At 32.6% G+C, this 15419-nt stretch carries 10 protein-coding genes; 1 reads left to right on the forward strand and 9 read right to left on the reverse strand.

Annotation, left to right across the window (positions count from 1 at the left end; translation table 11 throughout):
- Positions 1 to 56 precede the first annotated feature (56 nt).
- Complete coding sequence (locus ACKGJY_RS06100) at positions 57 to 2858, reverse strand: carboxypeptidase-like regulatory domain-containing protein (RefSeq protein WP_413972971.1); 2802 nt, start codon at positions 2856 to 2858, stop codon at positions 57 to 59.
- 115 nt (positions 2859 to 2973) lie between these two features.
- Here ACKGJY_RS06100 and ACKGJY_RS06105 point away from each other — a divergent pair, with 115 nt between their 5' ends.
- The gene (locus ACKGJY_RS06105; RefSeq protein WP_413972972.1) at positions 2974 to 4059 is read left to right on the forward strand and encodes an endonuclease/exonuclease/phosphatase family protein; all 1086 of its coding nucleotides are present in this window, start codon (positions 2974 to 2976) and stop codon (positions 4057 to 4059) included.
- 54 nt (positions 4060 to 4113) lie between these two features.
- On the opposite strand, the gene ACKGJY_RS06110 is transcribed toward ACKGJY_RS06105, so the two are convergent.
- The 8 genes from ACKGJY_RS06110 to ACKGJY_RS06145 form a co-directional block, all read right to left on the reverse strand.
- Positions 4114 to 4554, reverse strand: coding sequence for a hypothetical protein (locus ACKGJY_RS06110; RefSeq protein WP_413972973.1), 441 nt, complete (start codon positions 4552 to 4554; stop codon positions 4114 to 4116).
- Between the two features lie 94 nt (positions 4555 to 4648).
- Positions 4649 to 6256 (reverse strand): Ig-like domain-containing protein, encoded by a 1608-nt coding sequence (locus tag ACKGJY_RS06115; RefSeq protein ID WP_413972974.1) that lies wholly within the window; start codon positions 6254 to 6256, stop codon positions 4649 to 4651.
- A 69-nt stretch (positions 6257 to 6325) separates the two neighbouring features.
- Positions 6326 to 8002, reverse strand: a complete 1677-nt coding sequence (locus ACKGJY_RS06120; protein ID WP_413972975.1) for a choice-of-anchor J domain-containing protein — start codon at positions 8000 to 8002, stop codon at positions 6326 to 6328.
- 29 nt (positions 8003 to 8031) lie between these two features.
- Positions 8032 to 10632: a TonB-dependent receptor gene (locus ACKGJY_RS06125; protein ID WP_413972976.1), complete on the reverse strand. Its 2601-nt coding sequence runs from the start codon at positions 10630 to 10632 to the stop codon at positions 8032 to 8034.
- Positions 10633 to 10795: 163 nt separating this feature from the next.
- Entirely contained in the window at positions 10796 to 12415 is a 1620-nt protein-coding gene (gene pgi, locus ACKGJY_RS06130) for a glucose-6-phosphate isomerase (protein ID WP_413972977.1), read from the reverse strand.
- 1 nt (position 12416) lies between these two features.
- Complete coding sequence (locus ACKGJY_RS06135) at positions 12417 to 13739, reverse strand: peptidoglycan DD-metalloendopeptidase family protein (protein ID WP_413972978.1); 1323 nt, start codon at positions 13737 to 13739, stop codon at positions 12417 to 12419.
- On the reverse strand, positions 13697 to 14626 hold the full coding sequence (locus ACKGJY_RS06140) for a tryptophan 2,3-dioxygenase family protein (protein ID WP_413972979.1): 930 nt from the start codon (positions 14624 to 14626) through the stop codon (positions 13697 to 13699). The genes ACKGJY_RS06135 and ACKGJY_RS06140 overlap by 43 nt, the downstream gene beginning before the upstream one ends.
- Positions 14626 to 15408 (reverse strand): DUF3108 domain-containing protein, encoded by a 783-nt coding sequence (locus ACKGJY_RS06145; RefSeq protein ID WP_413972980.1) that lies wholly within the window; start codon positions 15406 to 15408, stop codon positions 14626 to 14628. Before ACKGJY_RS06145 ends, ACKGJY_RS06140 begins: the two co-directional genes overlap by 1 nt.
- Positions 15409 to 15419: the final 11 nt, after the last annotated feature.

The raw sequence follows: 15419 nt of genomic DNA on the forward strand, positions 1-15419 counted from the left end.
CTTATCTGTAGTATTGAGATCCTGAAACGAGTTCAGGATGACAATTCACAGAATTGTCAAAACCTATAATTCACATTTAAAAAATACGTAGCACCGCGTCCGTACCAATACTTAGAGCCAAAAACGGGTATATCCAAAGCTTGGTCGTCTCGCAATTGTCTAAAGTTCGCATTTCGCCCTTGTTCAAAACCTCCAGTTCTAAACACAGCGTCCAACAGGTTATTCACACTTGCAAAAATGCTTATATACTTATTCCCTATTTTCCAAGATTTACCACCTATTAAATTTACCACCATATAATCATCAAAACGTTCTTGTCGTAATAATTCTCTAGCCAAATTTTCATCATAATCATTAAACGTATTGCCATCAAAATCGGTTGTAAAATTTGACGAACGTGTTAGCGGACTCACATCAATATACGTATTAGTAAAGAAATTTACGGTTGCTCCAAACCACCAAAAATCAGGGTCGCGGTACTCAAATCCCATGGAATATGCCCTATGTGGTCCAGCCGCAATCTTGTAATTCTTTAAATTCGACGTTCCAAAATCCTTAAAGCCATCTACAAAACCCGCAGCAACCGATTCATCATCAGCTTCTGTGGTTAAAAATAAATTTGGATTATTGGCATAGGTAAATTGCCCCACAGAAGCCACACCTTTCAATTTAATTGTTGGTGTTACTTGTGCCTCAATACCCAATTCGCCGCCAATGTGTTGCTTATCAATTCCTTGTAAAATCTCTTGAATAAACGCCACATTATCGCCACCAATACCATCTGCAAAAAAGAATGATATCTCATTTGCATCTTGAATTTTAGTATAATACCCTGTAATTTTTGCCTTAATAATTGGCGACCTGAATATATAGCTCAGATCTGTAGACAATATTTTTTCTTCTGTAATATTTGGTACTACATTATGGTTTTCTCTAGAATTAGAAAATGTATTTCTTAACGATGGCGCTCTAGTAATAAATCCAGCATTTGCCGTCAATAAATGTTTTCCCGATATTTTGTACGTTAAACCACCTTTTGCTCCAAAACCTGTAAAGTTTAGTTTTTCACCTTTACCCAAAGAGTTATCAGGAAACGCTCCATTTTGGTATAAACCCTCTCTTTGATATTGCGTATTGGTAACACTAGCAGACAAGAAAAAATCTAGTTTATTATATCTAAACTGTGCTTGGGCAAACCCTTTAATCACATTGGCAAACAGGTTATAATTGTACTTAAATGTATCGCCAACACCCACCAGTCGGTTTGGATTTTGCAAATCGTTTTGAGCTTCAGTTACATTTTCAGCAAACTGATCGATATCTAAATACGTATCAGCCCCAAGTAAATCTAAAACCTCGGCAAAATTCTCTGATTTTAAGGCCTGTACACTCAAACCCGCGTTTAAAATGATGTTATCATTTAACGCTGAATTTAAAATAGAATTAAACGTTAATTGAGTATCATCTACTCTGTCTTCATATAATGCATATCTCGCGTTACCACCGTTTTGGGCATTTGAAATATTCGCTTCGTAAAATGTGTTCCAATCTACCTGACCATCATTTTGAAATTCACGTAAGGCTAAAAATGCAAATTGTAAATCGTTAGGGAAGTTCCGTTCAAAATAGCTTGGTAAATTTTGATAATATGCCGGACTTGGGTTTGCACCACCACCTTCTGGCACACCATTTTCCAAATCGGTACCATTGTTATCCAATCTGCTATTCCCTAGTTTTCCAAATTGATAAGCTACGTTTGTATTCAACGTAGTTTTTGAAGAGATATCCCAATAATGGTTCAGCATAAAAATTGGTTCTTCAACTTCTTTAATTCGCGAATTGCGTTGTTCTCCATTTTGAAACCCCCAATACTCATTATATCTAATGCCTTTTAAATCAAAAACTTCTTGGGTGTTAGGTGATGATTTTCCTCTACGATTAGGCGCGTAAATTGCTGTAAAATTTAAACTATGGCTATCATTCAATTTTTTTTCAACAGATAAAAAGAAAGAGTTAGCATCATAAATCGTAACATCTTGATACCCCTCATTTCCCCAACGTCTTCCTAAAGACATGGTATATGCCCAATTATTTTTTAGTAATCCTGAAGCATACGTTGCTAATAAACGATTGGTATAACTTCTATTTGAAGACGAATACGTTAACCGCCCACCTTCTCTAGCCTGAGAGGCTCTTACGTTAATATTTGTAGTTCCTAAAATACCTCCAAAATTATAATCAGATGGCGCTAAACCTGTGGTTAATTCTTGATTACGCATTACGTCGTTTAAACCGCCCCAATTGCTCCATTGTGGTCTGCCATTAAACAATTTATTCATTGGAATGCCATTGATAAGCACAGAGCCATTTTCAGAATCTAAGCCTCGTAATCTAAAAAACGACTGACTAAATTCAAATGCAGCAGTTCTTTGAAATACATCTAAAGATGATGATAATAAACCTGTAATATTATCAGCTCCAACGGCGTCATTATCTAACTCATCATCAGAAAGTGTAATAGTAAATAAATCTTGACTTTGAGATATATCCCGCTCTAAAGTCATATCACTTATATCAACCGTTTGTGCTTCATTTATAACAATCGGAAAACGTTTGGTAGTATATCCTGTTTTTGAAATTTTAAGAATTTGCTCTCCAAAAGGCATATTTGTATCAAAAAGAAACTCCCCTTGAACATCTGTAAGCATTACTAATTGTGTGCCTTCTAATTCAACAGTCACATTCAAAATAGGCTGAAAAGACACGGCATCTTTAACGCTTCCTCTTACAATAGTCTGCTGAGAAAAGCTGAAAATGGAAAAAAATCCGAATAAAAAAATGAGGGTTATTTTATTCATACTTACCTTTACGACACCAAAATACCAAAAAGTAACTGATTGATTCTAAAAAACTTGAGTCAATACTATAACTTTGGCTTAGGTTTTGTAATATACAAACTGTAATCCTTTATTGATGAATTTTTTTAAACTTACAACATTTATTATTTTCTTGAGTATCACAATACACTTGAATGCTCAAGAAAAAAAATTTAAAATACACACCATTGCCTTTTACAATTTAGAGAACTTATTTGATACTATAAACGATCCTTTAAAATTTGATGAATATAGCCCTATAATGGAATTAAAAACCAATCGTGCGGAAGCTTATGATCAAAAAACAAGAAATATGGCACGTGTAATTTCTGAAATTGGTAAAAAAGATACACATAATACTCCCGTAATTCTTGGTGTTTGTGAGGTTGAAAATAGAACTGTTTTAGAAGATCTTGTAAATGATTCCCTTTTGATTGAAAAAGATTATGGTATTATACATCATGATTCTCCAGATGCGCGAGGTATTGATGTAGGACTATTATATCAGAAAAGTCTATTTACACCCACGCATACTAATACTTATGAATTAAAAATATACGACGACCAAGATGGAAAACGTATCACGACTAGAGACCAATTGGTGGTAAGTGGCCAGTTGGAGGATGATATGATTCATATTATTGTAAATCATTGGCCATCAAGACGCGGTGGAGAAGCAAGAAGCAGTCCTAAACGAGTAGCCGCTGCAAAATTGAATAAACGAATTGTAGATTCGCTTCAAACCGAAGACCCTTATGCTAAAATATTTATTATGGGTGACATGAATGACAACCCTAATAATCCAAGTTTAAAGGATGCTTTAAAAACTAAAAGGAAACGCAAAAAAGTCGATTTTAAGGAGCTTTATAATCCTTACGAAAACTTTTATCGGGAGGGCTTAGGCACAACTGCCTACAGAGATAATTGGAGTTTATTTGACCAAATTATCGTATCTAAACCGCTTCTTGAAAAAGAGTATTCATCCTTTAGATACTATAAAGCTGGTATTTTTAACAAGAACTATTTAATTACTTCAAATGGGAAATATAAAGGTTACCCTTTTAGAAGTTGGAGTGATGGTGGTTTTAGTAATGGCTATAGCGATCACTTTCCTGTTTATGTGTATGTTATAAAAGAGATCCCCTCTGTCCTATCGGACATCTCCCCTAAGGGGAGAAATTAAAAAGACCTATCAGGTTTTAAAAACCTGTGAGGTCTAAAACTATTTAAAAACGTCTTACCCTAACCAAGCACTCCACGGAATTCTTGATAAAAATAAGACTAGTGCTATGGTGTAAAAAATAGCAATGATTTTTAGTTTAGGACCTGATGTTAGCTTCTTTTTATGTTTTGAGTAGCCAATCGTAATTAAAGCTACGGCAATAATATTTATAGTTGGGTGCTCAACAAGATACAATCTGTTAATAGCATCTTTCATAACACCGCCCATTCCTAGTTCGCTAAATAAAGCTAATCTTGGTGAAACAAAGTATAATACCAAGCCAATTAATAATTGAATGTGCGAAACAATTAAAGTAAATAAAGAAATTCTAAAGTCTTTAGGGCTATATTCTTTTCCTGTAACAGATTTAAATAACGCATTACCAGTTGCAAGAATAAGTATTAAAAGCACTAAATAAGCCCAATAGGAATGTAATACTTGAATAGTTTCGTACATGATTTTATAGTTTTTAGAAGTTCAAAAATAATGATTTTAATTCATAAAAAAACCGCTTCTTAGTAAGAAGCGGTTTAAATTATTCAATAAATTATTACCATTTATTCTCTGCAGCATCACCGCCCCAAATAAGAGTAGCTATAAAAGGATTATCTATAAATGGGTTTCGATTACCTTGAGCACCAAAAATTACAGTATTTCGCTGTACTTCAAAATCTGACACAGGATCTTCTCTATTCCATTTTAGAAACAGCTCTATTGAACCGACTTTTGTAAACGTTTCTCCATATCTTATATTTAAATACAGTATCATTCGTGCTACATCACCTTTCCATTCGTCTCCTGGATACCAAGAATTCTCATTTATCAAGGCATTGCTACCACTGCTATCTACAAATCTAAAGTTAGACCTACTGCTATTTACAGCAGCATCGCAAGCTCTTAAATGATGTAAATCTGAAAAAGCTTCACCTTCATCCCTTTCGGCTAATAGTGATTGAGGATATACATGCTCAGTATTAAATGTTTGTGGCGTATGAGAATTAGAACCAGACGTCCATTCTCGTTCATCTCTACTCTCTCCAGTATACATTAAAACAACATTTGCCGTATTACTTAAATCTTCATCAGCATCATATAAGAAATTATGCCGTTGCCCATAAGTTAATATTGTGGTGTGTTTTGTTTGTGTTAAACTTTCTATTTCGTCAAACATTATAGTTACATCTTCTACAAATAAAACATCATTATAATAATTTTGTAGAGCTATTGGGATATTAAAATTAATACCTGCAACTACATTTATAGTTACATTAGCTGTAGCACATGTTTGATTTTGAGTATCATTATCGCATATTGTATAGGTAAAAGTATCTTCTCCTATAAAATTACTACTAGGCGTATATACTACACTACCATCAGCTTGCAATATTGCACTACCTTGTATAGTATTTGTATCAAGTTCCAAAATTGTGGTTCCAGCGATAACAACATCATTATCTAAAAGATCTGAAATTGTAAGCGCCATAGTATTTGAAGCATTATAATTATCATCTATGGCGTTTATACCATCTTCTACGGTTATCCTAACAGGCGCTGAAGAGCAATTACCGTTATCATCACAAATGGTATAAGTAAAAATATCTTCTCCAACGAAATCAGTTTTAGGTATATACATCACAATTTCATTATCTAGTGTGACATCACCTTCTGTATTGGCAATTTTATCAACTGATGAAATGGTTACATTACTTTCTAAAACATCATTAGATGTTAAATCATCTATGGTTAAAGTTTTATTTGCGATAGTGATATAGCTATCTTCAACTGCTATAGAAACATTACCTTTTTCAACATCAATAAAAACAGTGGCCGTAGAACAATTATTTTGTACTGTTTCGCAAATTGTATAACTAAAAGAATCTTTTCCAATAAAATTGTTTTCTGGAGTAAATGTAATTATGCCATTAACATTTACAACTCCGCCTTTGGTATTAATTGTGTTCAATTCTAAACTCGTTCCTTGAACGTTTTCATCATTTCTTAAAATATCTGAAATTACAATTTCTCTATTCTGCACCGTAGTATATAAATCATCGAAAGCAACTGGTTTGGGAACTGGTGGTTCAATTGAATCTGAACTAGAGCAATTTGTAATAAATAGAACAACTAACGCGAATTTAATTACTTGTATTGTCTTCATAATGCTATATTAAATATATAAAGCCAGTATTAGGATACTGGCTTTATATGTTATACTTAATGAGATATTTTATTGGATAACATAAATATAATCTCCGCTTTCGCTTAATTCTAAAAGATATGTTTCTGTTCCTGTAGGAAATGCAGAAATAGTAATTTCATATCTTTTACCTACTTCCGTATCTGGAAAATTTGCTTTTAATACAATATTGAAAGCCAATAATAGTTCGTCTTCATCCCAAAAAGTAGAACCACCTTCTCTTCTATTAAAATTACCGAAACGTTCTAAATTCTCTAATTCGTCTGCTAAATCTTCTATTGATGCTAACTCGGTTACTACCCTTTCATAATCATCAGATATGAACTCATACGGGATCGCATTATTTGGCTCCCACCTTCCGTTATTGTACGTAAACTTAAGTGTTGCTGCTGGTGCTAACCAAGATGTTCCAAATTCATAAAATGTACCTCTTGTTAATGTTCCTGTAGAACCTCCAAAAAAGAACTGATATACCAAAAATATATTATCATCTTCTTGTGCAAAAGGAAATTCTCTAGCTACAAATGTTGGCAAATAATTTTCTGGTAATACAGAGTTACTAAAGTTATTAAATCGTCCTGGGGCTCCCATCTCGTCGTAATCAGTATCTTTTAACACATAAACATTGTCTTCATCTAAAATTTCCCAATTTGTACCATTGTATCTTAAAAAGGCAAATAACTGATCTGTTGACCCTTCTAACCCTCCTGCTTTTACATTTATCTGTCTTACTCTCCATCTTGTAGAAGCAGAGTCTGTAGATTCGTATTTTAAAGCTATGTTAACTATTTCTCCATCGAAGTTAGAAACATCTACATCTTCAGACAGTACATAGTCATTATCATTGTTAGTAGGTACCGTTGTAAATGTTACTTCTTCCCAGGTAGCAGTTGTGACATCTCCTGTATAATCTGTAGCAATTAATACTTGAATACCTAAATTATCTGGATTACCAAATCTGAAATTTTGATTAATTTGTATTCTTAGGTTTGCACTATCAGAAAAATCAAGAACTGGCGAAACTAACCAATCTTCATTTTCAAAATTAGAACCACTACTAAAACCACTCATTTGTACATTACCGAAATCTACACCTTCAGACCAAGATTGATCTCCTGTTATATCAACTGGTATCCACCCTTCAAAAGCACCAAAATTAGTTTCGCTAATTACTCTAGTACCATCTTCAGGAGCTTCGTTAAACTTAAGATATTCTACTCTAGTTATATCTCCTTCTTGTGGCGTTGAATTTACTCTAGCTACAATAGTTTCTAAAAAACTTTCTTCACTTTCACTAGGTAGAAATGCTCCAGACCCTTGAGTTGGATAATCAGAAGCTCTTAACTCGTACTTATCAGCTGTGATATATCTTAAAAAATCTTCATCATTAGTATTGCCACCAGGTGTGTAACTTACATCTACAAATACATTTAGACCATCTACTGCTGTATTTATTCTATTGGATAAAATAGGAGCAATTTTAATTTCTGCATCTTCTATTGAAGGGAATGCATTAAATATTTCGTAAAAATCGTCTTCCTCATCATCAAAACCCTCAAAATCATCTGAAGTTAATTCATAAGTGATATCGTTTAAAATTGGTGTAGCCTCTCCTGCTTCTCGAAAAGCTTCATCTAGTTCGTCGTTACATGATACAAGTAATACACCACATAAAAATGTTACGATTAAATAATTTAAATTTTTCATTTTTTTAAATTTTATTTTAAAGACTAATTCTAAAATCTTATTGTAGTACTTACACTAAACGTTCTTCCAGGGCCAAAAAATACCTCAGCTCCAGCAGCAGTTCCTCCATTATCGTCTGCTCTTGTAATGTATAATTGATTGAATACGTTATACATTCTTGCACTTATTGTAGCATCTAAATCTGAGATTTTGAAATTATGGCGAAATGATGCATCGAATAAATGATAATTAGGTACTTCATAAGGATCTCTCCTTAGAAAGTCAATTCTTTCTTGATTATTTAAATCTTCCTGACTTAAAACACGGTCGCTAGGATCAAAATCAGCATAATATCTATCATAATAATTATAATCAATAAAAAATGAGGTCTCTGGTGATATATCTAGTCTCAAATTTAAACCTGCTGTGGTTTGAGCAGATCTACCTACAGGCAAATCTGTTACCAGAACTCTAAATTCATCTTGAACAACCTGGTTTTCATCTAATCTTACTACATCTACATCATCTAACCACTTCCAGTTTCCTAAAGAAACAAAACCTTTTAAGTTTAAAAAGTTATAGGGTCTGTATTCAAAATCTACTTCTACACCTTGATGTAATGCATTTATTCCTGTAATATTATCAAAAACTTGTTGATCTGCTGTTTCTCCACCAGGTAGTTGTACTTGTTCAGTTCTATTTCTAGTTTCAGTACGGTCACTCCACCTTGTATTATATAGATTTACATTAACAGCTAGTTTATCTGTTCTTAAACCATAACCTAATTCTAAACTAAAAATTTTCTGGTTTTCTGCTTCTGTATTTGTGGCATCGTTATCATTAGTTGGCCATATAGCATTTGGAAATGGGGCTCTTTCAAAATATCCTATATTAAAAAATGCATTATGATAATCATCAACTCTATAATTGGCTCCAGTTTTAGCACCAAAACCAGTAAAATTAATCCAATCTGTTTTTCTATTGGGATCACTAGGTGTTTTTAAAAATAAATCTTCCCTTTGATATTGTGTTTGCGATACATTACCTGCTACGAATGCAGAGATATCATCTTTATCGTACTCTAACTGACCAAAACCTCCGCCAATTCTTAATAAAGTTTTGGTATGAAATAAAAATTTATCTCCAGTTCTTAATTGGTTTTGAGGGTTGTTAATATTTCCATTATCTAGCTCTACTAACTCACCACCTAATAAATCATCTATTTCTCGGAATCTTTCGTACTCTCCATATTTAACATCTAAACCTAATGTTAAATCTAATTCATCATTAATTGTTTTATTGTAATTAGACAAAAGTCCATACCAATAGTGTTTATTAATACTAGCTATTAAATAAGAATTGGAAATTCTGTTAGCACTATTATTTCTAACAACTTGGTCGACGTCTACAGGTCCGTAATCTCCTAATCTAAGACTATTATTTATAAAAGCACTAGAACTCGAGTCTAAACCATCGCCTTGGTCAAAAATAATTCCACCTACACCAGAACTATAATACAATGAGGTTGCTAATTTAGATTCATCATCTATATTCCAATAATGAGACAAACCCATTAAAGGCTTGTGAAAAAAGTTTTCACTTAAACTAAAAATTTCTCCATTTCTTATTCCAAAGTCTGAATTAGTTCTAATACCATTTGGGCTTTGTTTGGTTTGCTGTAGAGTTAATCTTTCAAACCTAGTGCCATGTCGTTGTGGAGCACCAGTAGCTGTAAAAACTAATTTATGATTATCATTGAATTTTTTAGATATACCAGCAAAATAAGTAAATGCATCAAAAGGTGTTCCATCTACGTAACCATCACCAAAAGTTCTATCTGCATAAATAGTTGCTGAGAAACCATTGGTTAGTCCTGTAGATAACTTAAGTGCATATTTATTATAACCATTATTGCCTAAACCGTAAGAAAACATTCCACCCTTGTTAGCATTAGTAGTTTCTGTAATTATGTTGACTGTACCACCTATTGATGGCACTGCTAATTTGGATGCCCCTAAACCTCTTTGGGTTTGGGTAAATTTAGTTACATTACCAATACCAGCCCAGTTAGACCAAAAAACTCGACCATCAAGAAAATCATTTACTGGAATTCCATTTATAACAACTGCTACGTTTTCAGAATTAAACCCACGTAAGGTAATTTCTCCATCTCCAAAACCCCCACTTCCTCTTGTGGTAAAAACACCTGGAGTAGATTTTAAAATCTCTACAAATTCTTGGTTTCCTAATTTTTGAGCTATTTCCTCTTGTTTAATAGTAGATACAGCAACTGGTGTCTTTCTATCAACAGCAAGAGACGCGAAAATTTGAATTTCTCCAAGACCTACTTGGCTAGATTCCATTTTCACATTACTTAAAGTAACATCACCAGAAAATGTAATTGTTTTTGTAGTATAACCTACATAGGTTATCACAATTTCTCCAGAATCTTCTAGTGTAGTAATTGAAAAATTACCATCAAAATCAGTAGTAACTCCATTTGAAGTTCCTTTTTCGATAACATTTGCACCGGGTAAAGGTAAGTTTGAACCTACCTCAACAATAGTACCTGTTATTGTACTTTGAGCTATGGCAACAGTCGTAAATAACGAAACTATTACCATAATTAATAAATTAGTTGTTTTTTTCATGATTTTTGAAAAATTATTTAATAATTTGAAATTAGTCACGTCAAAAATACTGATAATTATAAGATTAACATTAACTAAATGTTAAGAGTTTTAACAGTTTTTATTAACAAAAAAGCATCGATATCAACGATATCGATGCTTTTAGTGAAAATTATGCAATGTTTTAAGAGTTTTCTTTATAATAATTCAACAAGTTAGAAGTAGAATTATCGTGTTCATTTTTGGTGTTTCCAGTAAATTCTTTTAAAATTTTACTTGCTAATTGCTTCCCCAATTCTACACCAAATTGGTCGTAGCTAAAAATGTTCCAAATTACGCCTTGTACAAATATTTTATGTTCGTACATAGCTATCAGTTTTCCTAAACTTTCTGGTGTTAACTTTTTAATAAAAACAGTATTGGTAGGTTTATTGCCTTCAAACACTTTAAATGGTATTATAGTTTCTGGAGTTCCTTCTGCTATTACTTCTTCTTTTGTTTTCCCATTAAGTAATGCCTCAGTTTGTGCTAAGAAATTTGAAATTAATTTGTCGTGATGATCCTGATTTCCATGTAGCGATTGTGTAAACCCAATAAAATCTGCAGGAATTAATTTAGTCCCTTGATGTATCAATTGAAAAAAGGCATGTTGTGAGTTCGTTCCTGGTTCTCCCCAAATTAATGTTCCAGTTTCGTAATCTACTGGGGTTCCATTTCTATCTATACTTTTACCGTTACTCTCCATAATACCCTGCTGAAGGTATGTAGCAAATTGATTTAAATATTGAGAGTACGGAATAACAGCTTCACTTTCTGCCTTAAAAAAATTATTGTACCAAACGCTTATCAAGGCTAAAACAACAGGAATATTCTTATCAAAATCTTCAGTTTTAAAATGCTCGTCCATTTTATGTGCGCCTTCTAGTAAACTTGCATAATTGTTGTAACCTACCGCTAAACTAATAGATAAACCTACAGCACTCCACAACGAAAAACGGCCGCCAACCCAATCCCACATAGGGAATATATTATTAGCATCTATTCCAAAATTTTTAACTGTATCTATATTGGTTGAAACTGCCACAAAATGATTTGCTATATCTTTTCCGGTAGCTGATTTTAAAAACCAAGATTTTAAGGTATTGGCATTTGAAATGGTTTCTTGTGTAGTAAAGGTTTTAGAAACAATAACAAATAGTGTTGTTTCTGGATTTAAGTTTTTAATAACTTCGTTTACATGATCGCCATCAACATTACTTACAAAATGTGTTGTTAAGTGATTTTTATAATATTGAAGTGCATCTACTACCATTGCCGGTCCTAAATCTGAGCCACCTATACCTATATTTACTATATCTGTAAATTGTTTACCTGTAAAGCCTTTTCTTGCACCATTAACAACTTCATTTGTAAAACCTTCTATTTTTTGTTTTACCTCATGTATTTCAGGTATTATATTTTTACCATCAACAGTTACAACAGCAGATTTTGGTGCTCTTAAGGCTGTATGCATTACCGCTCTCCCTTCAGTTTTATTTATTTTTTCACCAGAAAATTGACTTTCAATTGCTGCTTTTAATTTTACATCATCTACTAGCTCTAAAAGATATTGAAAAGTTTCATCTGTAATTCTATTTTTTGAAAAATCTACATAAAAATCATCAAATGTTATTGTAAACTTATTTGCTCTTTCTGGATCTTTGGCAAATAAATCTTTCATATGAAGATCTTTAGTGTCTTCAAAATGAACTTTCAACTTATTCCATGCATTAGTAGTTGTAGGATTTACATTTGGTAGTGCCATATTATGAATTTGATTGCTGAATTACAGTCTCGAGCATTTCTTCCTCTGCTGTAATTTGTGGTTTAAAATTTATGTTATCTAGCTCAAATTTTATGGGTTCAATAAAATCTAAGTATTGAATTTTTAAAGAATCAGAAATTGGTTTAGCTTCGGGTAACTTTTGCTTAAACGGATCAACCTGTCTACCATTTTTCCAAAAACGATAACACACGTGTGGCCCTCCTGTATTTCCTGTCATACCAACCCATCCAATTACATCACCCTGTTTTACAAATTGCCCAACTTTAGCTTTACGTTTGCGCATGTGTAAATATTGGGTTTCGTAAGTAGCGTTATGACGAATTTTTACATAATTACCATTACCGCCTCTACGTTCAGATTTTGTAACTGTGCCGTTAGCTGTAGCCATTATAGGAGTGCCAATAGGTGCTGCAAAATCGGTGCCTTTATGTGGCCTTACTTTGTAACCGTAAACAGCAATACGCCGTCTTAAATTATAACGCGAAGATATTCTACTAAATTTAACCGGAGCTTTTAAAAAAGCGCGCCTTAAATTTTTAGCTTCTTCATTAAAATAATCCATAATACCTTTTGTAGAATCTGTCATAAATTCAAATGCATAAAAAGGCTCTTGATTATGTTCAAAATAAGCAGCTTTTACACGATCTACACCAGTATAAATAGTATCATCAATATATTTATCCGTATAAATAACTTTAAATCTATCACCTTTTTGTAATCTTCTAAAATCTATTGTCCATGCAAAAATTTCATCTGCCATTTTATAGGCCAAACGTGGACTTAAACCTTGTGCTTCTAGAGTTAAAGAGATATTATCTTCAATAATACCTGTGGCTGTTTTTTCAATATATTTTATAGGCTTTTTACTGCGGTATGCTTTTATAGAATCTTGAAAATTAATAACAATATAATCTTCTAAATTAGGTTGATATATAAAGCATGTTGCAGTTTCTAGAGAATCTTTAGCACATAAAAGTGTATAGGGTTTACCAACCTGTAAACTTCTAGCAATATCAAATGTATCCTTAGCTTTTTCAGCAATATTAAAAATTTTGGGATACCCTACATTATTTCGTTCTAAAATTACTCCAAATGTATCGCCATTTCTAATGGTATCGCGTTTTACAGTATAGTTATCTAAGTTAAAACCAAATTCTATTACTGGCTCAGGCGCTTTAATACTTACAGTTTCTTCTTGCTCTATCTCAAGTTCAGGCTCGTTTTTACAAGCCCAAATAGTTATTACTAAAATAAAAAGTACTAAATATTTATTCCCCAATTTTCTATTTCTTTTGCTGTCCATAAATCTGGAAAGAATATTCTTTTTTGATATTTAGGATGCATGTATTTTACCCATTCGCTACCACCAGTAGCTTCAGCGGTTTTACCTCCAATATTTAAATAATGATTTGCTGTATTGTAATGCGCCATTACCCACTTTACGTTAACTGTGTAATCGTAGTGTCGCATGGCTTTTATTAATGCTTCATTTTCTTGAGATGCTTTTGGCAATTCCTTATACTTAGACCACAAATTTTTATCCTCGTATGTTTTTGAAAATTGAATAAACTCATCTTTATACCGTTTCTCAAAAGCAGATAATGTATATGTTTTTTTACCTGTTTTATAATCTTTTCCAGCAGCTTGCCAATACAATTTTTCAAAAGCACTATTACAACAAATATCTTTACTTACGCTGTCTCTAAAACGTTTATCTATAAGATTTATTAATTCTGTAGATCCAAATTCTACCAATCGGTATTGCGCACTTTGAAACCCACTTGCAGGTGTTAACGCTGTTCTAAATTTATTGTATTGCGCGATGTCCATTCCATCTTTCATGATACTAAAAGACGAGGTTAGCACATCAAAATACCTGCTAATACGCATTATTTTTTCAGTAAAAATTTCAGTATCTAGATCGTCTATTTCATTATTAGCAACCTGCTCAATTTCTGAAAGTATCATTTTAAAAAGTAATTCGCTTACTTGATGGTACATGATAAATACCTTTTCGTCTGGAAAGTTAGTTTTAGGTTTTTGAAGATTTAATAAAACATCTGTTTGTATATAATCCCAATAATTAATGGGTTTGGTATGCAGTAATCCTTCTAAGTGAACTTCTAAATCTTGGTCTATAGACTCGTACTTTTTTTTAAGTTGATTGGTTATGTCTGAGTCTGATTTCATCAATTATTCACAACAATTTTAAACGAGTGTTTTAGCCCTTTGTAAGCTTCTAGGTCTGCTCTTAGCGATCCTACAGCTAAATCTGCTTTAATGCGTAAAGGTACTTTATTTTTGTCTTTTGATACCCATAGCGTTAAACTTTCTTCTTCTTTAAATACACGACCAGCCATCACGTATGGTCTAAATTTTAAAGCCTCAATGTCTCCAAAATCTGTGTCAATTGTTTCTATACCTAAATATTGCAATTTAAAACCATAGTTTTCCTCATCAAAAAACATATCAATCTTAAACTCATCACCAATTTCTAGGGTATTAATGTTTATTTTATTACGCAAATAATAATATGTTGATACCATATCCTGAATATTGGGTTTAGTATCAATTACTTTTTTAGTTTTATGTTTTTTATTGTTTATATGAGCTTTTTGATTGTGCTGATCAAAATCTATTTCAATATCCTTGGTATGCCCTCCTTCATCAATATTTCGTACAAATTTATAGGGCATAATGGTTTCTTTATCAAAATAGCTCTCATACCTATCCTTCACCTTAAAAAACCATTTAATCATACCTGTGGTCCAGCCTTTCCCAACAACATGGTACACCTCTTTATCGTTTAATTTAGAATCTTTAACTGTAAGAGTAGCGTTTCCTGCTTTTAAAAAGCCACTATAACTCATCCTAAATTTAAACCATTCGCCATCTCCAAAAGCAGATTCTTGTTGCGCTACCATACTTTGCGCAAAACTAAAAGCTATTATTATAAGTAGTAATTTCTTCATTTTATTTGGGT

It is taken from the genome of Hyunsoonleella sp. 2307UL5-6 (genome assembly GCF_047345485.1).
Lineage (GTDB): Bacteria > Bacteroidota > Bacteroidia > Flavobacteriales > Flavobacteriaceae > Jejuia.

Coding starts and splice junctions, on each gene's coding strand:
- ACKGJY_RS06100 (WP_413972971.1), bottom strand. CDS start 2,858: ATGAATAAAATAACCCTCATTTTTTTATTCGGATTTTTTTCCATTTTC.
- ACKGJY_RS06105 (WP_413972972.1), top strand. CDS start 2,974: ATGAATTTTTTTAAACTTACAACATTTATTATTTTCTTGAGTATCACA.
- ACKGJY_RS06110 (WP_413972973.1), bottom strand. CDS start 4,554: ATGTACGAAACTATTCAAGTATTACATTCCTATTGGGCTTATTTAGTG.
- ACKGJY_RS06115 (WP_413972974.1), bottom strand. CDS start 6,256: ATGAAGACAATACAAGTAATTAAATTCGCGTTAGTTGTTCTATTTATT.
- ACKGJY_RS06120 (WP_413972975.1), bottom strand. CDS start 8,002: ATGAAAAATTTAAATTATTTAATCGTAACATTTTTATGTGGTGTATTA.
- ACKGJY_RS06125 (WP_413972976.1), bottom strand. CDS start 10,632: ATGAAAAAAACAACTAATTTATTAATTATGGTAATAGTTTCGTTATTT.
- pgi (WP_413972977.1), bottom strand. CDS start 12,415: ATGGCACTACCAAATGTAAATCCTACAACTACTAATGCATGGAATAAG.
- ACKGJY_RS06135 (WP_413972978.1), bottom strand. CDS start 13,739: ATGGACAGCAAAAGAAATAGAAAATTGGGGAATAAATATTTAGTACTT.
- ACKGJY_RS06140 (WP_413972979.1), bottom strand. CDS start 14,626: ATGAAATCAGACTCAGACATAACCAATCAACTTAAAAAAAAGTACGAG.
- ACKGJY_RS06145 (WP_413972980.1), bottom strand. CDS start 15,408: ATGAAGAAATTACTACTTATAATAATAGCTTTTAGTTTTGCGCAAAGT.